Below are 20176 nucleotides of genomic sequence, written 5' to 3'. Positions count from 1 at the left end.
TTCTGAAACATAATCAAATGAAATTTTTCAAAAAGAAATCAATTTAAAACGAGAATAATTTTGAGGACTTTCCTCCAATCGGCGGACTTATGGTTTCTAAAATGGTTCTAGACAAAAATATGAAACCTCAATTTTTGTATCGTGAGAAAAGAACTCGCCCTGAAGATAGCGGTTGGAGAATTTTTACAGGATTTGAATCAGAAGAATACACGGATAATCCTGACAACATCAGGATATATAATCCTTCAACAATTTTAAAAATTGACCCTTCTCTAAAAGATATCTTATTGAAAGGAATAGGTTCTGTTTATGAAAAAAAAGAACCGGATTCTGATTGGTATAAAGTAACTGATTTTGATCTGGAGGATGATTATATGACAACTCATCGATTAACTGAAGAATGGACAATTGAAATCAATAATCTCTTTGAAAGAACAATTGAAGAAGACGAAACTTTATATTACACAACAGGAGACAAATCTATTAGATTAATTATATGGAATTCCGAAAAAAGTAAAGAAGAACTTTACGAGGAATGTAAATACAATATTGCTAATCGGGATGAAACTCTTTCTAAAACATTGGATCAATTTGAATTTTCAGACAACCGAGTTTCAAGAATAGGATACCTAATACAAGAAAATGACGAAGAAAAAATATATAATGTGATTTTTGGTTTTACTATAATTGATAAAGAAGTACTTCAAACAGCTTTCTATTTTGATGAGAAAACCGATTTTGATTGGGCAATAAATACATGGAAAAATATAAATTACAAACGTAATTCTTAAATTCAATTAAACTCTTAAACCAAAAAATATAATCTATAATCCCTACGGGATATTTTTTTGTGGTTTATATATATTCTAGCGATATGTTTTCTACCGATATATAACTACTAACGGAGTTTTTCGTAGAATTCTTAGAAAATAAATTGGGAGATAAATATTAGTAAAATTTTGTACATGTTTTCTGTTTATCAATATCCAATTTAAAATACTCCGTTAGGAGTTATATATCGGTAGAAAACATTACACACACCAACATTTGTCCCGTAGGGACTTTAAATTCTCTAGAGTATAATATTGTTTTTGAACTTTGAAATATCACCTCAACAAAAAACCCAAACGAATCGATCCAAAAAAATACCCAGTATTTGTATCATTAACATCGCCTTCTAATTCCTTTCCGCGGTAAATAAAAGAATACGACATATTGAAGTTGTTGTGTCTGTATTTCAAACCAAACTCGGCATTGAAACGAAGCGGAACCAAATCGAAAGTTATCGGACTTGTGTCATTAAACATACTTCCTTCGATTGTGGCATCATAAAACTGATAATTGACGCTTGTCATTGCGTAGAAATAAAACTCTCTAATGTTTGGCTGTGCATTTGCACTTACCGAAGCGTCATGAAGATTGGAATCGTAAATTGGAGTTAGTCTTTTAAAACCAATTCGGGTTAAAAATCCTGTTGAAACTCCTGTAAAAATAGTTCCCAGATTTGCTTCAGACTGAAAATGAAGATCTATAAAATCGTTATGTTTCGATGGAAATAATTTCTTCGAATACATAACATGTGCCTGAACGGCAAAAGCATTGTGAAGCTGATTTTCCCAGCCGTAAACTTTTTTATAACCAATAAGATTATGAAACCCAACCTGCGTTTCTTCTCCCAAAGCATTTGGCCCCATAAAACCCAATTGAAAATCAGTCTTTAAAACCGATTCGCTTTGATAGAAAAAGCTCCGTCCGGCTTCGGCAAAAAGATACGCCGTAAAAGGGCGGTCGTTTACATCAACAGCAGCTTCATTAATAAATCTCGGATTATAAATATATTGTCCAACTCTAAATTCGGTGATTTTTTTATTGATTTTTTCATTTTCATTTTTAGATAAAAACCGATAAAAAATTTCCAAACCGTTGGTGTAATACATATCATTTTTTGATGACGTATATAAATCATTGTCGGTTATAAAACCTATTTCTTTCGTTTTTCCTTGTCCAAAAGTCAACGTCGAAGTCAAAATCAGAAAAGCAAAAAGAGCTTTTTTACTTTCCATCATAATTTATTTTTCCAACGTAACGCATCTCGCGAACAATTCTTTCTTTTCTTCTGTTAATATAGCTTGATGATCCTGTGGCTTTAAATTTTCTCGGATTTGGCAAAATCGCTGCAATTCCCGCTGCCTGCATTGGGGTTAAACTCGAAGCATCACGTCTATACCAATGTTCTGTTGCTGCATAAGCACCATAAACCCCGTCACCCATTTCGATACTATTTAGGTAAACTTCCATAATACGTTCTTTACCCCAGATAATTTCGATTAAAACTGTAAAATAGGCTTCGAGTCCTTTACGGAAATAACTTTTTCCCTGCCATAAAAAGACATTTTTTGCCGTTTGCTGCGAAATGGTGCTTCCACCGCGAATTCGACGGCCGCGCTCGTTACTTTTATACGCTTTTTGAAGTGCTTTAAAATCAAAACCATTATGCGTTAAAAACGTTCCGTCTTCACTAGCTATAACAGCTTTTTGTAAATTCATTGAAATTTTATCTATCGGTTCCCAATCATGGTCAAAATAAACTTCCTTTCCGTCCATTTTATTTTCAATCGCACGAATGACCATTAAAGGAGTAAATGGCACGGGAACATATTTAAAAAATATAACCGATCCTATCGAAAGTCCAAAAAACCACAACATAGCTTTTATTAAAAACCATTTTACTTTTTCTCCAAAAGAACGATTCGATTTCTTTGAAGACGTTTTGGCTTTTGGTTTACTTGCCGCTGCTGGTTTCTTTGGTGCTGGTTTTTTGGTTGCTGCCATTATATTAAATCTGCTAATTCTGTTCCGACTAAACTGCCTATTGCCACTCCCATTCCGCCTAAACGTACTCCACAAAACACGTTTTCAGACAATTGAGAGACAACAGGATTTTTACTATTCCCTACTCCCATAATCCCGCTCCAACGATGCGCGATCTGGAAATCCTGATTTGGTAAAATTACATTTTTCAGTAAATCTTCCAATTTATTTTGAATAATTTCTGTTTGTCCAAATTCGGTCGTTGTTTCTGTTTCAAAATCTAAATTTCGGCCTCCGCCAAATAAAATTCGGTCACCAATATTTCTGAAATAATAATAACCACGATCTAAATGAAATGTTCCTTTTATATCCAGATTTTTAATAGGTTCTGTAATTAAAACTTGTGCGCGTGCAGGTTTGACCGCTCCATTTGTCAAAGAACTGGCAAAACCATTTGTGGCAAAAAGCAATTTATTAGTTCTAAAACTAAAATCGTTTAGTACGACTTCAACATGATTTCCAGCATCAGAGTAAGATGTTACTGCTTGCTGATTCAGAATTAAAATATCTGCCGAAACGGCTTGTTTCAATAATTCCTGCATCATATTTCCTGTATCGATTTGTGCTTCAAAAGGATTAAAGATTAAGTAATCCTGAATATTTCCAAATCCAAACCTGTCTGTTTCTTTAGAAAAAACTTCGGCTTTAAAAAGTGGTTTTAGAATTTCGTTTATAAAAGGCATTTTCGAAATACATTCATTAAATCCAAATTCATCTTCTTTCAAAAATAATTCATATCCGCCGTGAGGTTTAAAATCTATTGCCTGATCTCCAAGTCTTTTTCTAAGCAATTGCAAACCTTTCCAGCGTTTTTCGATAAGCGCCACAACATCTTCTTCTGAATGTGTTTTTAAGTCATCCATAATTTCAGAAAGGCTCCCGAAACAGGCAAAACCGGCATTTTTTGTACTTGCGCCTTGTGGCAGCATCCCTCTTTCGAGAACCAAAATTTTGGCTGCAGGAAATCTTTCGCGTAAGCGCAAAGCTGTATGCAAACCTACGATTCCGCTGCCTACAATTGTATAATCAATATTTGTGAACCAGTTTTTTAGTTCCCAATAGCTAAATTCCATTTCCAGACTTTTTTATAAAAATAATGATTTTTTATTCGCCACGAATTCACGAATTATTATTTTCAAAGATTATCAAAAAAATAATTCGTGAACTCGTGGCGGAAAACTTTTATACCATATTTAGAATTTTAACAATAAATTGGAATTTGAAATTTAACTGATTGGGATTTAAATGTTGTATTTTTAGCTCACAAAAAAATAGAATATTTGATTATGAAAAAAGTAGTATTAACAACCTTAATAATGATGAGTTTAAACGCTATCGGGCAGAATGTTATGTCTCCGGAATTGTTATGGAAATTAGGAAGAGTCACGCCGCTTGGAATTTCTAAAGATGCAAAAAATGTGGTTTTTAAAGTTTCGACACCTTCTGTAGAAGAAAATAAATCGACTTCTAAAATTTACACGATTCCTGTAAACGGCGGAAATGCAGTTGAAATTAAAGACACAAAAGAGATTTTAGCAGATAAAAATATTTCGCCAGACGGAAAATATGTTGTGTACAATGAAGAAGTAAAAATCGATAAAGTTTTAGGGAAAGATTTTTATCCGGCTCTAACAAAATCTGATGCTCAAATTTATGATGGATTAGACTATCGCCATTGGGATACGTGGAACGAAGGCAAATTTAATCACGTTTTTTATAAAGAAAACAAAGACGGAGCAAAAGGAATCGACATTATGAAAGGTGAAACTTTTGATTCTCCGCAAAAACCTTTTGGCGGTGACGAAGATTATATTTGGTCGCCAGACAGCAAAAGTATTTTTTATGTGTGCAAGAAAAAAGCAGGAACGGCTTATGCAATTTCTACAAATACTAATATTTATGAGTACAATTTAGAAACTCAAAAAACGACTAATAAAACCGAAGATAATCTGGGCTACGACACAGCTCCACAGTTTTCGCCAACTGGAAATTTATCCTGGTTACAAATGAAACGCGACGGTTACGAGTCTGATAAAAATGATATTATTGTTGAGTTTAAAGGAATCAAAACAAACTTAACGGCAAACTGGGACGGAACTGTAGATAATTTTATCTGGAGTAAAGACGGAAAAACTGTATTTTTTGTGGCTCCAATTGACGGAACAAAACAACTTTTCTCTGTTAATTTTCCAGGATTAACTAAAATTGCAATCAACGTTCGTCAATTGACAAACGGAGATTTTGACGTTAATGATTTAGTTGGTTTTGCCGGAGATGATATCATCGTTACAAGAACTGATATGAATCATGCTGGAGAAATTTATTCTTTCAATCTGAAGAAAAATACCTGGAAACAACTTTCAAACATCAATACCGAAACGTACAAAACTTTAGCATTAAGCAAAACCGAAAAACGTTACGTTACAACAACCGATGGTAAAAAGATGCTGGTTTGGGTAATCTTACCTCCAAACTTTGATGCTTCTAAAAAATATCCAACTTTGTTGTTCTGTCAGGGCGGACCTCAAAGTCCGTTGACACAATCGTATTCTTTCCGTTGGAATTTCTCTTTAATGGCCGCAAAAGGTTATGTGGTTGTAGCACCAAACCGTCGCGGAATGCCGGGTCACGGTGTTGAATGGAATGAACAAATCAGCAAGGACTGGGGCGGACAAGTTATGGACGATTACCTTTCTGCAATTGATGATGTAGCAAAAGAAAGCTATGTTGACAAAAGCCGTTTAGGATGCGTTGGTGCAAGTTACGGAGGATATTCTGTATTTTATTTAGCGGGAATTCACAAAAATCGTTTCAAAACTTTTATCGCTCATGATGGAGTTTTCAATACGGTTTCTATGCTGGGAACTACCGAAGAAGTTTTCTTTAACAACTGGGATTTTGGCGGACCTTACTGGGAAAAAGATAACGCTGTAGCTCAAAAAGCATATACGACTTTCAATCCTGCAACTTTGGTTCAAAACTGGAACAGACCTATTTTGATTTTCCAAGGTGGAAAGGATTTTCGTGTACCAATCGGACAAGGACAAGAAGCTTTCCAGGCGGCGCAATTAAGAGGAATTAAAAGCCGTTTTGTGTATTTTCCAGATGAAAATCACTGGGTTTTAAAACCACAAAACGCTCAGGTTTGGCAGGGAGAATTTTTTAAATGGCTAAACGAAACGCTGTAAATCATAAAATTAAAATAACCTTAACCGCAGTATTATTTATATAATCTGCGGTTATTTTATTTTTAAAACCTTTGAATGATGTAAATATTTGATTTGCATTTACTTTTGTTAAATGGAAATTTTAAATAAATTGCAGAAATTCTAATATTCAGAAAAGTTCCTCAACCCCAAACAAACTCTATGGAAAGCAAAAAAAGTTACACAGCACTTAAAGTTTTATTCAGCTATGTTGCATTGCTTGCTTTGGTAGTTACTGTGGGATGGTTTTTATATTCTGAAAATGTGGTTTATAATAAACTTGAAGATAAAATTGCTCAGGAAAAAACAAAAATCCTTCGTGTAAGTAAATTGTTTTCGAATGTTTACAAGACCGAAAGTTTGGCAAGAAAAACAATTCAGACCAATTCTGAAAGCGATTTTAAAAGCTATCTTATCGAAACGGATTCTCTTAGAGCCAGAATTGACACTTTAAAACAAATCGTTACGACTGAATATCAAAAAACACTTTTGGACAGTGTAACGTATTTATTGTCTGAAAAAACAGAAAACATCAGACAATTAAAAACCATAAAAAATAAAGCCGAAGACGAAGTTTCGGTCAATAACGCTATTGACGAAATTACCAAAATGGAATTTAATCTTCGAAAACTGGAACTTCAGGATTTTACCAAAAATCCCAATGAACTGGGAAGTTATCAGCGAAATGTACTGCAGAAATATGTTGATTATTTAAATTCAAACATTCCGGATGACAGCACAAACACTTTGAGCAAAAAAGCATCTGATTCGATTTTGGCCAATTCTAAAAAACTGCTTAGCAACGTAAAAGAAAAAGCCGAAAAGAAAAAAGAAACGCTGAATTTTGAAGAAAATAAACTGCTGAAAAATGAAATTGCCATTTCGGAACAGCTTCGAAAAGTACTTCGAATTATCGAAAGGGAAATTATCATCAATTCGATAAAAAACAATTCATTAAAAGAAAAATCGCTTAAAAAAGTCAACGAAATTGTAACAGCTTCGGCCATTACGGGTTTAATATTGACGATCTTTTTTTCGATTTTAATTGTGAGTGATTATTCGAAATCACAGTTGTATAAAAAACAACTCGAAATCGCGAATTTCAAAACCAAGAATTTACTAAAAAGCCGCGAACAGTTAATCTCAACGGTAAGCCACGATTTAAAAACGCCATTGAGTACTATTGTGGGTTATTCTGAACTTTTAGGAAATTCAGACATCAATACAAAGCAGTCTTATTTTGTAAAAAATATTAAAAATTCATCCGAATATATTACGCAGCTTGTTCAGGATTTACTTGATTTTTCGCGAATTGAAGCCGGAAAAATTACAATTGAAAAAGTTCCTTTTTATCTTCCGGAACTTATTGAAGATACTGCCAAAAATATTCAAACCGTTTATAAACAAAAAAACATTAATTTAATTATTAATGTTGATGAAAAACTAAATACGAGAATCGTTGCTGACCCGTTTCGACTGAAACAAATTTTGACAAACATTATTGGTAATGCTTATAAATTTACCGAAGAAGGGCACATCAAAATCAGTTCGTATGTTACTGAAAATGAAAACTTTTTTATTATTACGATTGAAGACACCGGAATTGGAATTGAAAAAGCAAATCAAAAATTAGTATTTGAAGAGTTTGCACAGGCTAATGAAAATATCGAAAAGAAATATGGCGGAACTGGTTTAGGCCTTTCGATTTGTCAAAAGATAATTTCGTTTATGGGCGGCAGAATTAATCTCGAAAGTACTTTAGGAAAAGGAAGCACATTCGAAATTAAAATTCCTTTGGTTTTTGATCACAGCGAAATTACGGTTGAAGAAATAAAACGAAATATTGCAAGAAATACCAAAAAGCAGACTTTTATCGTTATTGATGATGATATTAATCTGCTGAATTTAACTACCGGAGTTTTGCGACAGGAACAGCATCAGGTTTTATCTTTTACCAGCGCAGTAAAAGCATTAGAAGCTATTCAGAATACTCATTTTGATTTTGTAATTACTGATATTCAAATGCCCGAAATGGACGGTTTTATGTTTTTGAAAAATCTTCGAAATTCTAAAAAAGGTATTTATAAAAATCAGCCTGTTATTGCTTTAACCGGAAGAACAGATTTAGATGCAGCTGTTTATACCGAAGTTGGTTTTACAACAGTAGTAAGCAAACCTTATTCCCCAAAAATATTACTGGAAACCATTCAGCATATTTTGGATAATGATACAATTCCGCAAATTGAAATGAATGAAACTGAAGAAGTTTCTTCATCTCAATTGTATACTTTAGAAACTTTAAAAGAGTTTTTAGGAAATGATCAAAATGCTTTAAACGATGTATTGAAAGCTTTTATAATAAGCAGCAATGAGAATTTAGAATTGCTGGAAAATGCAATTAACGAAGAAAATATTCCAGAGATAAATTCTATTGCACATCGCATTGCTCCTATGTTTAGACAAATTGAAGCGCGGGATATTGGCACTATATTAAAAACACTGGAACAAAATAATCTTGAAATTACCGACTTGAAAGATATTTATGAAGCGCTTAAAGCAAAAACAAATAAACTTTTTACAGCTTTAGAACAAGAAATCGTTTAATCGATATTGTATTGCTTTAATTTATTATAAAGCGTTTTTCTGGTAATTTTAAGCAATTTAGCCGCTTCCGATTTATTATTCTGAGTTCTGTTTAGAGCCTGAATAATAGCTTCTTTTTCATTGTCTGATAATGAAAAGCTTCCGCTGAATCCTGCTTGTTTTTGAGATTGAAAAAATTCGATTGGCAAAACATCACTTTCAATAAAATCACCCTGCGTTAAAAGTGTAGCACGTTTTACGCAGTTTTGCAATTCACGTAAATTTCCCGGCCAGCTGTAATTCTGAAAAATAGAAACTACTTCGGGAGAAAATCCTATTACATCCTTATTTAACTGCTGATTGGCTTTTTCGAGGAAATAATCAGCAAAAACCATTAAATCTTCGTCTCGGTCTTTTAAAGATGGAGACAGAATCGAGAATTCGTTGATTCTATGGTATAAATCTTCTCTAAAATCGCCGTTTTTTACTGCCTCGCGCAAATCTTCGTTTGTAGCAGTAATAATACGTATATCGACGTTTATTTCTTTATTGCTGCCAACAGGTTTTATTTTTCTTTCCTGAAGCGCACGCAATAGCTGAATTTGGTTTTCATAAGAAAGATTTCCAATTTCATCCAGGAAAAGTGTTCCACCGTTTGCCGCTTCAAAATAACCCATTTTGTCGCTTATTGCTCCGGTAAAAGATCCTTTTAAATGTCCGAAGAATTCACTTGCTGCCAATTCTTTTGGGATTGCCCCGCAGTCGACAGCAATAAAGTTGTTGTTTTTTCTCTGACTTTGCTGATGAATACTTTTGGCAATAATTTCTTTTCCGGTTCCGCTTTCGCCGATAATCAAAACAGACATATCGGTTGGACTCACCAATTGAATGTGATCTAAAAGTTTTTTTGAAGCAACAGAAATTCCTTTTACGAATTCATTTTCTGTCGAAGCAGTTTTCTTTACTGACTTTTTTTGTTTGACTGGAGCTTCGTGTTCTTCTTCAATTTGCGAAGTTTTCAGTGCATTTGTAATAACTAATAAAACCTCATCTGGATTAAAAGGCTTAGATATATAATCGGCCGCACCGTTTTTGATTGCCTTTACAGCGGTATTTACGTCCGAATATCCGGTCATTAAAATTACAGGAATTTCAGGATGTGCATTTTTGATTTCAGACATTAATACAATTCCGTCAGAATCAGGCAGACGAAGATCTGTCAAAATCAAATCGAAAGATTCATTTTTGATTGCAGATCTGGCTTCTGAAGCCGAAAATGCGACGCTTACTTCGTATTGGTTTTTTATTAAAAATTTTTCTAATAACTTACAAAACGAAATATCATCTTCTATAACTAATATCTTTGGCATTTGCTCTAAGGGACTTTTTTGCTAAAATAATACTATTAAAGTTATAATTTCTTAAAATTATGCGAAAAAAAAAGAGATTGCATAGCGCAATCTCTTTTTCACCAAAAACATAAATCTAATTTCACCTAATTATATCTTTAACCAGTTGCCATTGACATCTGAATACACAGTAGCCTTTTGGTCACCAACTGCTATATCAAGTTTGTATTCTTTTTTATCATTAACATAAGCTTTTACCAGTTTGGCATTTGGATAAGCTGTTTGCAGAGCAGTCTTTACAGCTGCCGGAACAACATCTGTGCTAATTTCAGTATATTCTGACTGTGCAGAAACTGTTGTATTTACTTTATTTGGCGTTATCTCCGCAATTGCAGGAATTGATAAGCATCCTAAAAGAATAGCTGCTGATATGGCTAACTTTTTCATATTGCTCTGATTTAATTATTTTTTAATGATATTTCCCGAAGCATCAGTAAAAAAAGTATATTTTTTACCTTCTTTTGAAATTTCAAGTTTGTACTCGTCTTTAGCATTTTTCCATGCTTTTTCCAGTTTAGAACCTACAAATGATTTTTCAACTGTTGATTTTACTCCTGCCGGTACGGCATCTACAGCAACTTCAGTATATTCATCCTGAATGTTTACTGATTTAATTACTGAATTTGATTGTGATGGAACTGCTGCCTGAATTGACAGTCCGCCCAAAATAATCGCTGCTGATAAGATTAACTTTTTCATAATGCTTAAGATTTTATAGTTATTTTTTTAGAATGTTTCCTGTAGCATCAGTATAAACAATCGATTTTTCACCTCTAACTGTGATTTCAATTTTATATTCTTTTTTTGAATTCACATACGCTTTATCCAGTTTTACACCCGGATAAGCTTCATCCAGAGATTTTTTAATCGCGGCCGGAACGGCATCGACTTCTTTATAATCGTCCTGATAGTTTACTGAATTTACTGAGTTGGTTAGGCTCACATTTTCTGCATGTATTGACAAACTTCCTAAAAGAATAGCTGTCGATAGGATTAGCTTTTTCATAATATATAGTCTTTAGGATTAGTTTTTATTTACTTTTTGATCCAGGATCCGTCTGCATTAGCATAAAGAGCACCTACTTTGTCTCCAACAGTGATTTCTAATTTATATTGAGAAGCACTGTTTTTGTATGCTTTGTTTAAAACTGCGTCTGGATATGCTTTTTTAAGTGCATCAGTTACCGCTGCCGGAACTTCTGTCACATTAATTTCAGTATAATCATCTTGAAATGATACTGCTTTTACGATTGTATTTGAGATTGTTGGCGAAGTTGAAGCAAATGATGTTAAACCTCCCAAAACGATTGCGGCTGATAAAAATAAATTTTTCATGATAATTATTTTTTAATATTTGTAATTTAATCTTGGTATTCTTGATTTGAATTTTCACGGGAACTCAAGATTATTTTTTGATCCATGTTCCGTCAGCGTTAGCATAAAGATTTCCTACTTTGTCGCCAACAGTAACGTCTAATTTATATTCTGACTTTTCATTTTTGTAAGCTTTAGTAATTACTGCGTCAGGATAAGCTTTTTTTAAAGCCTCAGTAATTGGAGCTGGTAATTCTTCTAATTTAATTTCAACGTAATCATCTGCTACAGAAACAACTTTTACAATAGGATTTGTTATTGGCGAAGTTGAAGCAAATGATGTTAAACCTCCTAAAACAATTGCGGCTGATAAGAATAAATTTTTCATAATGAGTATATATTAATAGTTAATAGTTTGTTTTACACTTTAGATAAAGAAACTATTGTGCCGAAAAACAAATATTAACCTACAAACCCATTAATCCCTTATTTTTAAAGGGATTACTTAAAATGTGCCAAAAATCAAAAAGAGTAAAAAAGTGTATACTTTGTAGAATAAGTGTGTAAAAAGTATACAATTATTGTGTATACTAGCTGTTTTAGATAAATGATATTCATTTAAACTGGACTGAAGTCCAACTTTATATAATATGTTCCTTCACAACTTTGAAGAGCCGGCTCGAACTATATATTGTAGGGCCGGATATTAATCCGGTTTAATATAAAACAAAAACCCGACAGGTTTTAAAAACATGTCGGGTTTAAAATTTGGATATAAGAAAAGCTGTCGAAAAATCGACAGCTTTAGTATTTATTATTCCTCAATAGGTTTCATTTTGAAAGTATCCATAAATGCAGTTGTATAATCTCCTGCAATGTATTTTGGATCATCCATTAATTGTCTGTGGAAAGGGATTGTAGTTTTCACACCTTCAATTACAAATTCGTCAAGAGCTCTACGCATTTTGCTGATAGCTTCTTCACGAGATTGTGCAGTTGTAATTAACTTAGCAATCATAGAATCGTAATTTGGCGGAATGCTGTATCCTGAGTAAACGTGAGTATCTAAACGAACTCCGTGTCCTCCTGGCATATGAAGCGTAGTAATTCTTCCTGGTGAAGGACGAAAATCGTTATAAGGATCCTCGGCATTAATACGAACTTCAATCGCATGTAATTCTGGTAAATAGTTTTTTCCAGAAATTGGAATTCCGGCAGCAACCATAATTTGCTCACGAATTAAATCGTAATCAATTACCTGTTCCGTAATTGGGTGCTCAACCTGAATACGTGTATTCATTTCCATGAAATAGAAATTTCTGTGTTTATCCACAAGAAATTCTACAGTTCCTGCTCCTTCGTATTTAATGAATTCAGCAGCTTTTACAGCAGCTTCTCCCATTCTTGTACGTAATTCGTCAGTCATGAAAGGTGAAGGTGTTTCTTCAGTAAGTTTTTGGTGACGACGTTGTACAGAACAATCTCTTTCAGAAAGGTGACACGCCTTTCCGTAAGAATCTCCAACAACCTGAATTTCGATATGACGTGGCTCTTCGATAAGTTTTTCCATGTACATTCCGTCATTTCCAAAAGCGGCAGCAGCTTCCTGACGCGCGCTTTCCCAAGCTTTCAAAAGATCTTCTTCTTTCCAGATGGCACGCATTCCTTTTCCACCACCACCAGCAGTAGCTTTCATCATTACTGGGTAGCCAATTTCCTTAGCTACTTTTTTTGCATGTTCGTATGATTCTAATAAACCGTCTGAACCTGGTACACAAGGAACTCCTGCAGCTTTCATTGTTTCTTTTGCAGTAGCTTTATCTCCCATTCGGTCGATCATTTCCGGAGCTGCACCGATAAATTTAATTCCGTGCTCCTGGCAGATTTTTGAGAATTTAGCATTCTCAGAAAGAAATCCATAACCTGGATGAATTGCATCTGCATTTGTAATTTCTGCAGCTGCAATAATATTTGACATTTTCAAATACGATAAGTTACTTGGAGGAGGGCCAATACAAACCGCTTCGTCAGCAAATTTAACGTGTAAACTTTCTGCGTCGGCTGTAGAGTAAACTGCAACAGTTTTAATTCCCATTTCCTTACATGTACGAATTACACGTAGTGCAATTTCTCCTCTATTCGCAATTAATATTTTTTTAAACATCTTATTTTAATTAGATAATTAGACAATTTGATAATTAGATAATTTTAGATGATTAAAAAATTTTCTTTCGAACCATTCTAAAATCTAAAATCTAAAATCTAAATTTATTTATGATGGATCTACTAAGAATAAAGGCTGATCAAATTCAACTGGAGACATATCGTCAACAAGAATTTTTACAATTTTACCTGAAACTTCTGATTCGATTTCGTTGAATAATTTCATTGCTTCAATTACGCAAAGAACATCTCCTTTAGATACTGTGCTTCCTACTTCTGTAAAAACTGGTTTGTCTGGAGATGGTTTTCTATAGAATGTTCCAATGATTGGAGATTTTATAGTAACATATTTAGAATTGTCAGCAGCAGGAGCTTGAGTTTCAGCAGGTACATTTACAACTACAGGAGCTGTAACTTGTGGTGTAGCCTGTGGCAATGCAGCCTGAGCAGGTAACTGCTGTACGTAAGTAGCTTCTGTTACATTTGTTTCTAAAGTGGTTCTGATAGTGATTTTTACATCATCCATTTCTAACTTCACTTCTGCAACTCCCGAATTTGCTACAAATTTGATTAGGTTTTGAATTTCTTTTAAATCCATAATGATTCGTTTTTAGTTTTAATTTATTTCTTATCGTAAGCCCATTTTAAATAGATAGATCCCCAAGTGAATCCACCACCAAATGCAGCAAAAATAACATTATCTCCCTTTTTAAGCTTATCTTCAAAATCTGCCAATACTAATGGTAAAGTTCCAGAAGTAGTATTACCATATCTTTCGATGTTTACCAATACTTTAGAATCGTCTAATTCTAATCTTCCAGCTGTAGCATCAATAATACGTCTATTAGCCTGATGTGGTACTAACCAGTCTACATCCTGATTTGTCAAATTGTTTCTGTGTAAAATCAATTCGCTGGCATCTGCCATATTTGTAACAGCATATTTGAAAACGGTTTTACCATCCTGCATAATATTATGCTGTCTGTTTTTTACTGTTTCTTCGCTTGGCGGGATCAAAGATCCTCCTGCCGGGATTTTAAGAAAGTCGCGACCTACGCCATCACTTCTTAAATATTCATCCTGCAGACCTAAACCTTCATAGTTTGGCTCAAACAATACAGCTCCAGCTCCATCACCAAAAATAATGCAAGTTGCTCTGTCTGTATAATCTACAATTGATGACATTTTATCGGCACCTATTAAAAGAACTTTTTTGTATCTTCCAGATTGTACATAAGCCGCAGCAGTAGACATTCCGTATAAGAAACTCGAACAAGCTGCCTGCAAATCGTATGCGAATGCGTTTGTGGCTCCAATTTCTGTTGCAACATAAACTCCTGTAGAAGCTACCATCATATCCGGTGTTGCAGTTGCCATTATAATCATATCGATCTCAAGCGGATCAATATTTGCTTTTGCAATTAAATCTTGTGCTGCTTTTATTGCAAGGTATGATGTTCCTTTATCAGCATCTTTAAGAATTCTTCTTTCTTTAATTCCTGTACGAGTGGTAATCCATTCGTCATTGGTATCTACCATTGTTTCCAACACTTTGTTTGAAAGAACGAAGTCTGGAACGTATCCTCCAACAGCGGTAATTGCGGCTGTGATTGTATTCATTATATTCTATTATTTCCTTTCAAATACTATTATTTGAAAAATTTTTAAAAGACTCGAAAATTACAAAAAAAATTGAAACGAATTTGCCTGTATTTTCTTAAAAAACGAAAATTATAACCAACAAAAAAAACTCTCACTATGTGAGAGTTCTAGTATAATTTACAAAAACGTATTAAGCAACCGCTTCAGATTTATCGATAACAACTTGCCCTCTGTAGTACATTTTACCTTCGTGCCAGTAAGCTCTGTGGTATAAATGTGCTTCACCAGTAATAGGACATGTAGCGATTTGAGCTACAGTAGCTTTATAATGTGTTCTTCTCTTATCTCTTCTTGTTTTCGAGGTTTTTCTCTTAGGATGTGCCATTTTACTATATTATTTATCCGTTAATAGTTTCTTTAATTTTTCCCAACGCGGGTCAATATCTTCTTCTTTTTTACTCTCTTCCTTTTGTTCTTTTACACTTAATTCATTCAGTTTTGTCAAAGCTTCAGTTTGTAATGTTCCGTCTTTAACGCCGGGATGAATTCTTTTTTGAGGCACCGAAAGTGCAATCATTTCATAAACATATTGTGCTACATCTATTTCATGCTCTCCATGCGGCAAAATCAACAATTCTTCATTATCATCATTGAATTCTTCTCCAAAACGAACAATTAATTTCATTTTCCCTTTTATAGGTAAATCAAAATCTTCGCCGGTTAAATCACAAGGCACATTTACGGTTCCTTTGTGTTTGAATTCCAACTCTAACATATTGCTTTTCTTGTCGAAAACCAAATCTACTTTAATATCTGAACTTTGAAACTCATCGTAATCAAAGTTCTTAAAGAACGTGTTATCTATTTGATATTCAAAATGGTGTTTTCCCAGCTTTAACCCTACGAAAGGAATTAAAAATTCTTTTGTTTTGCTCATTTCAACATCAATTTGTGCAATCCAAATACAAAACTACATATCCGAATTGGGGTGCAAAGATATAAAATTATTACAAATCCAATAATCTTATTGACCTTTTTTTGTTTATAATTGTTTTTCTTTTATTTTAAGAGGCTTTTCGCTAATCTCCTCATACTGATTACGCGAACGAAAAATATCTAGTGCAAGGTAAACAGCTTCTTTAAACGAATTAAAATCTGCCATGTCTTTTCCGGCTATATCATAACCTGTACCATGATCTGGCGAAGTTCTTACCTTATTTAAACCTGCGGTATAATTTACGCCTTTACCAAAAGATAAGGTCTTAAACGGAATTAATCCCTGATCGTGATACGTTGCTACAACAGCATCATATTTTTCATACTGGCCGCTTCCAAAAAATCCATCGGCAGAAAATGGTCCGAAAACCAAAGTTCCGTTGTCGAATATTTTTTTCAAAACCGGTTTTAAAATCAAATCATCTTCTTTCCCTATCACGCCGCCGTCTCCACAATGCGGATTTAATCCTAAAACTGCAATCTTCGGTTTCACAATACTAAAATCCTGAATCAAAGATTTTTTTATGGTTTCGATTTTTCTTGTAATCAATTCTTCTGTCAAATGAGACGAAACTTCATTTAACGGAACATGATCAGTAAGCAAACCTACTCTTAAATTATCCTGAACCATCATCATTAGAGCATTTCCTTCTAATTCCTGATCTAAATAATCGGTATGTCCCGGAAATTTAAATTCTTCAGACTGAATATTATATTTATTAATTGGCGCCGTAACCAAAACATCAATCGATCCCTCTTTTAAAGCTTTTGTTGCTGCCACAAATGATTTTATAGCATATTCGCCAATTTTTTCATCATTTTTTCCAAGATTAATATCAACTCCTTCTCTCCAAAGGTTGTACACATTTAATTTTCCCGGAATAATCTGATCCAATTTATCTACACCATGAAATTGTACTGTAGAAGTAAAACTTTTTTTAACAAAAGAAAGTATTTTAGCATTTGCAAAAATAACCGGTGTACACAATTCCAACATTCTTGAATCTTCGAATGTTTTTAGTATAACTTCGCTTCCAATACCGTTTAAATCTCCAACTGAAATTCCAACAATTATATTTTCTGCTTTTTTATTCATGAGCTCAGCTTATTTATTACTAATTTTGATGTGCAAATTTAGTAAAATAAAACCACAATGTTTACAGGAATTATTGAAACCCTTGGAAGGGTCCACGAAATACAAAAAGATAAAAACAACTTACACGTTACAGTTGAATCATCTATTACAAATGAATTAAAAATTGACCAAAGCGTTTCTCATAACGGCATATGCCTTACGGTTGTTGCTATAAAAGATTCTTTTTATACGGTTACTGCTATCGAAGAAACGATTTTAAAAACCAATATTGGCGACTGGAAAGTTAATGACATCGTAAATCTTGAAAGAGGAATGAAACTGGGCGACCGCCTGGACGGACATATTGTACAGGGACATGTTGATCAAACAGGGATATGCACAAAAATTGAAGAAGCAAACGGAAGCTGGAATTATACTTTTGAATACGACAAAAACCTCAATAATATTACTATAGAAAAAGGATCGATTACGGTTAACGGGGTAAGTCTTACAGTTGTAAATTCTAAAACAAACGAATTTAGTGTTTCGATAATACCTTATACTTTTGAAAACACTAATTTTAAAGATTTTAAAGTTGGCACTAAAATTAATTTAGAATTTGATGTTGTAGGAAAATATATTTCGAGACTTTATTCAATTAATAAATAACTATCGAATTACTGCATAAAAAAAGCTTCAATTTATATTGAAGCTTTTTTTATTTTATTTCGGTAAATAATTGTCATTCCTAAAATTAATCCCGCACCAATTAAATATGGTAACTGATTATTTATTGGTACTCCCGGAGGAGGTGGTACGTCATCATCTGCAGTTGCAGATGCGTTTTTTGCTGTTGGCGGCGGAGGCGTGTTGGCCATAACACCTGACACATTCGATACAAGTAAAAAAAGTGCTAATAAAATCCTTATTATTTTCATAGGTTAAACGTGCTGAAATTCAATAAATAATACTAGGGGCAAATATTTTTATAGAGATACATCACAAAAATGTTATCTACACGAAAATTCTTTGGCAAAAGTATACCATTTTTACAAAAAAACAACTTTATAATCAATTAAGTGATGCAAAAATAATATACGAAACACAAAGAGATTCAGATCTAAAAATAACAAATTTTAGGTAAAAAACACAAAATTATCTACTTATCTTCTGCATCTCAGTAGTTTCTAAAACACACATTAAACCCTGTATTCCAGATATTTATTACTAAAAAAAGATTTTTTTTTGTTTTAATTAAGCTTTCACTGTTTAACATCTTTACCAAAGAAAAGCGACAGTAAAATATTTTTTTTAAAAAAACTGACTAAAATTCAATAAGTCAGAAAGAACTGTAATTAAAAAAAGAGAAGTTTGAGATATTCTTTCTTTTTCAAATATGAAATACAATCAAATTACCTAATTAATATATTTGCATCAAATAATTTTACATCCAAAATTTATCAAAACCTTTCTATAGTTAAAAAACGCATTACTAAATGGAAAATAAATATACAGTTGGAAGTTTGTACGCAGGCGTAGGCGGTATATGTTTGGGTTTTGAAAAAGCTGGTTTTAAATTAAAATGGGCCAACGAACTTGATAAAAAAGCCTGTGTAACTTACAGAAACAATTTCAAACACAACCTTATTGAAGGCAATGTTATGGAACTGGATGTAACTTCTCTCGAAAAAATCGATATTTTAACCGCAGGATTTCCATGCCAGCCATTTTCTCTTGCCGGATACAGAAAAGGTTTTGACGACAGCCGAGGAAATCATTTTTTTAAGATTCTTGATTTCATTGACGAAATGAGACCTAAAGTTGTATTTCTTGAAAATGTCAAAAACTTAAAAAGCCATGACAAAGGCAATACGCTGAAAGTCATAAAAAGCGAAATAAAAAAACGAAATTATACTTTTGACAGTTCTATTTTAAATACCAAAGATTTTGGAAATACTCCACATAATCGTGAAAGACTTTTTATGATTGCTTTTGATAAAAACTTTATAAACAATCAAAAATTCAAATTTCAGTTTCCAGAAAAACAACAACTAACCACCTCTCTTAAAGATTTAATTATCACAGAAAAAGTTTCTGATAAATTTTATTATGGAGAAGACAAGTATATGTACGACAAATTGAAAGAAGCTGTTATAGACAAAAACAGAATCTATCAATTTAGAAGACAATATGTTAGAGAAAACAAAGCAGGCTTATGCCCTACTCTTACGGCCAATATGGGAACAGGCGGACACAATGTTCCTATCATTACAACCGATTTTGGATTTAGAAAACTAACTCCGAGAGAATGTTTTAGACTTCAGGGATTTCCAGATGATTATTTATTGCCGAAAATTTCAAATTCAAGCTTATATAAACAAGCAGGAAATTCGGTAAGCATGCCCGTAATTCAAAAATTGGCCGAAGAAATTTTTAAGGTAATTGAGAAAGTCGAAGCAAAAGAAAAGAAGAAAGTAAAAATGGAAATTTAGTTCTTTTTTTCTTCTATTTTTATTTTTGAAAGCTGAATTTCTTGCTGAATTTTTTCAATGCAAGAATTCAATTCTTTCTGCACTTCTTTACTCCAAAACCGAATAACTTTCCATTTTTTTGAAATCAGATATTCGTTGACTTCAATATCACGTTTCATGTTGCGTTCGATTTTCGAAATCCAGTATTCCCGATTGGATTTGATTCTCAATTGCTGAGTTTCCCAGTCTTTTCCGTGAAAAAATTCACTGTCGATAAAAATGGCGATTTTATATTTTGCAAAAGTCAAATCTGGTTTTCCAAATACCTTTTTATTGTTTTTCCGATAGCGATAACCTAAATCCCACAAAGCTTTTGCTAAGCGAACTTCTTGCGTAGTTGCCGTGCTTTTTATAGCCTGCATGTTTTTTCTCCGTTGTTCGGGAGTTAAATTATCCATTTTATGAAGATTAAATTTGTCTTTAAAA

General features: G+C 33.3%; 22 protein-coding genes. 5 read left to right on the top strand and 17 right to left on the bottom strand.

All coding sequences use genetic code 11. From position 1 onward, the window contains the following. Positions 1–89 precede the first annotated feature (89 nt). Complete coding sequence (locus BUC29_RS09780) at positions 90–791, top strand: DUF2185 domain-containing protein (protein WP_073415742.1); 702 nt, start codon at positions 90–92, stop codon at positions 789–791. A 315-nt stretch (positions 792–1106) separates the two neighbouring features. Here BUC29_RS09780 and BUC29_RS09775 read toward each other — a convergent pair whose 3' ends face one another. From BUC29_RS09775 to BUC29_RS09765, 3 genes are read right to left on the bottom strand one after another with little or no spacing between them, the layout of a single operon-like run. Further along, on the bottom strand, positions 1107–2063 hold the full coding sequence (locus BUC29_RS09775) for a lipid A deacylase LpxR family protein (RefSeq protein WP_073415739.1): 957 nt from the start codon (positions 2061–2063) through the stop codon (positions 1107–1109). Continuing rightward, positions 2053–2832: a monofunctional biosynthetic peptidoglycan transglycosylase gene (gene mtgA, locus BUC29_RS09770; RefSeq protein WP_073415737.1), complete on the bottom strand. Its 780-nt coding sequence runs from the start codon at positions 2830–2832 to the stop codon at positions 2053–2055. Before mtgA ends, BUC29_RS09775 begins: the two co-directional genes overlap by 11 nt. After that, a complete protein-coding gene (locus BUC29_RS09765; RefSeq protein WP_073415735.1) occupies positions 2832–3944 on the bottom strand; it encodes an NAD(P)/FAD-dependent oxidoreductase in 1113 nt (370 codons plus the stop codon). The genes mtgA and BUC29_RS09765 overlap by 1 nt, the downstream gene beginning before the upstream one ends. A 213-nt stretch (positions 3945–4157) precedes the next feature. Here BUC29_RS09765 and BUC29_RS09760 point away from each other — a divergent pair, with 213 nt between their 5' ends. After that, positions 4158–6059, top strand: coding sequence for a S9 family peptidase (locus BUC29_RS09760; protein ID WP_073415733.1), 1902 nt, complete (start codon positions 4158–4160; stop codon positions 6057–6059). Positions 6060–6239: 180 nt separating this feature from the next. After that, positions 6240–8681: a sensor histidine kinase gene (locus tag BUC29_RS09755; RefSeq protein WP_073415731.1), complete on the top strand. Its 2442-nt coding sequence runs from the start codon at positions 6240–6242 to the stop codon at positions 8679–8681. Here BUC29_RS09755 and BUC29_RS09750 read toward each other — a convergent pair. From BUC29_RS09750 to pdxA, 12 genes are all read right to left on the bottom strand, one after another. Next, positions 8678–10030: a sigma-54-dependent transcriptional regulator gene (locus tag BUC29_RS09750; RefSeq protein WP_073415729.1), complete on the bottom strand. Its 1353-nt coding sequence runs from the start codon at positions 10028–10030 to the stop codon at positions 8678–8680. The two genes, BUC29_RS09755 and BUC29_RS09750, sit on opposite strands and share 4 nt — an antisense overlap. Before the next feature lie 129 nt (positions 10031–10159). Then, entirely contained in the window at positions 10160–10456 is a 297-nt protein-coding gene (locus BUC29_RS09745) for a PepSY-like domain-containing protein (RefSeq protein ID WP_073415726.1), read from the bottom strand. Positions 10457–10471: 15 nt separating this feature from the next. Continuing rightward, complete coding sequence (locus BUC29_RS09740) at positions 10472–10768, bottom strand: hypothetical protein (RefSeq protein ID WP_073415724.1); 297 nt, start codon at positions 10766–10768, stop codon at positions 10472–10474. Positions 10769–10787: 19 nt separating this feature from the next. Beyond that, positions 10788–11075, bottom strand: a complete 288-nt coding sequence (locus BUC29_RS09735) for a hypothetical protein (protein ID WP_073415722.1) — start codon at positions 11073–11075, stop codon at positions 10788–10790. Between the two features lie 29 nt (positions 11076–11104). Next, entirely contained in the window at positions 11105–11404 is a 300-nt protein-coding gene (locus BUC29_RS09730; protein ID WP_073415720.1) for a hypothetical protein, read from the bottom strand. Between the two features lie 70 nt (positions 11405–11474). After that, on the bottom strand, positions 11475–11771 hold the full coding sequence (locus BUC29_RS09725; protein WP_073415718.1) for a hypothetical protein: 297 nt from the start codon (positions 11769–11771) through the stop codon (positions 11475–11477). Between the two features lie 426 nt (positions 11772–12197). Beyond that, positions 12198–13547 carry an acetyl-CoA carboxylase biotin carboxylase subunit gene (gene accC, locus BUC29_RS09720; RefSeq protein WP_073415716.1) on the bottom strand — a complete coding sequence of 450 codons (1350 nt, stop codon included), beginning with the start codon at positions 13545–13547 and terminating at the stop codon, positions 12198–12200. A gap of 108 nt (positions 13548–13655) precedes the next feature. Then, positions 13656–14144: an acetyl-CoA carboxylase biotin carboxyl carrier protein gene (accB, locus tag BUC29_RS09715; protein WP_073415714.1), complete on the bottom strand. Its 489-nt coding sequence runs from the start codon at positions 14142–14144 to the stop codon at positions 13656–13658. A 23-nt stretch (positions 14145–14167) separates the two neighbouring features. Further along, positions 14168–15166, bottom strand: a complete 999-nt coding sequence (locus BUC29_RS09710) for a beta-ketoacyl-ACP synthase III (RefSeq protein ID WP_073415712.1) — start codon at positions 15164–15166, stop codon at positions 14168–14170. Between the two features lie 172 nt (positions 15167–15338). After that, complete coding sequence (gene rpmF / locus BUC29_RS09705) at positions 15339–15533, bottom strand: 50S ribosomal protein L32 (RefSeq protein ID WP_008465217.1); 195 nt, start codon at positions 15531–15533, stop codon at positions 15339–15341. A 9-nt stretch (positions 15534–15542) separates the two neighbouring features. Further along, entirely contained in the window at positions 15543–16085 is a 543-nt protein-coding gene (locus BUC29_RS09700) for a YceD family protein (protein ID WP_073415710.1), read from the bottom strand. A 105-nt stretch (positions 16086–16190) separates the two neighbouring features. Beyond that, complete coding sequence (pdxA, locus tag BUC29_RS09695) at positions 16191–17240, bottom strand: 4-hydroxythreonine-4-phosphate dehydrogenase PdxA (protein WP_073415708.1); 1050 nt, start codon at positions 17238–17240, stop codon at positions 16191–16193. A 57-nt stretch (positions 17241–17297) separates the two neighbouring features. Here pdxA and BUC29_RS09690 point away from each other — a divergent pair, with 57 nt between their 5' ends. Beyond that, positions 17298–17888, top strand: a complete 591-nt coding sequence (locus BUC29_RS09690; protein WP_073415706.1) for a riboflavin synthase — start codon at positions 17298–17300, stop codon at positions 17886–17888. 32 nt (positions 17889–17920) lie between these two features. On the opposite strand, the gene BUC29_RS21340 is transcribed toward BUC29_RS09690, so the two are convergent. Further along, complete coding sequence (locus tag BUC29_RS21340) at positions 17921–18157, bottom strand: hypothetical protein (protein ID WP_139260458.1); 237 nt, start codon at positions 18155–18157, stop codon at positions 17921–17923. A 558-nt stretch (positions 18158–18715) separates the two neighbouring features. Between BUC29_RS21340 and dcm the strand changes: the two genes are divergently transcribed. Then, entirely contained in the window at positions 18716–19711 is a 996-nt protein-coding gene (gene dcm / locus BUC29_RS09685; RefSeq protein WP_073415704.1) for a DNA (cytosine-5-)-methyltransferase, read from the top strand. On the opposite strand, the gene BUC29_RS09680 is transcribed toward dcm, so the two are convergent. Next, the gene (locus tag BUC29_RS09680; RefSeq protein ID WP_073416017.1) at positions 19708–20148 is read right to left on the bottom strand and encodes a very short patch repair endonuclease; all 441 of its coding nucleotides are present in this window, start codon (positions 20146–20148) and stop codon (positions 19708–19710) included. The genes dcm and BUC29_RS09680 overlap by 4 nt on opposite strands. Positions 20149–20176: the final 28 nt, after the last annotated feature.

Origin of the sequence: Flavobacterium defluvii (genome assembly GCF_900129555.1) — a bacterium.
Lineage (GTDB): Bacteria > Bacteroidota > Bacteroidia > Flavobacteriales > Flavobacteriaceae > Flavobacterium > Flavobacterium defluvii.
The sequence above is the reverse complement of the archived record's forward strand: the minus strand, read 5'-3'. Positions and strand labels throughout refer to the sequence as shown.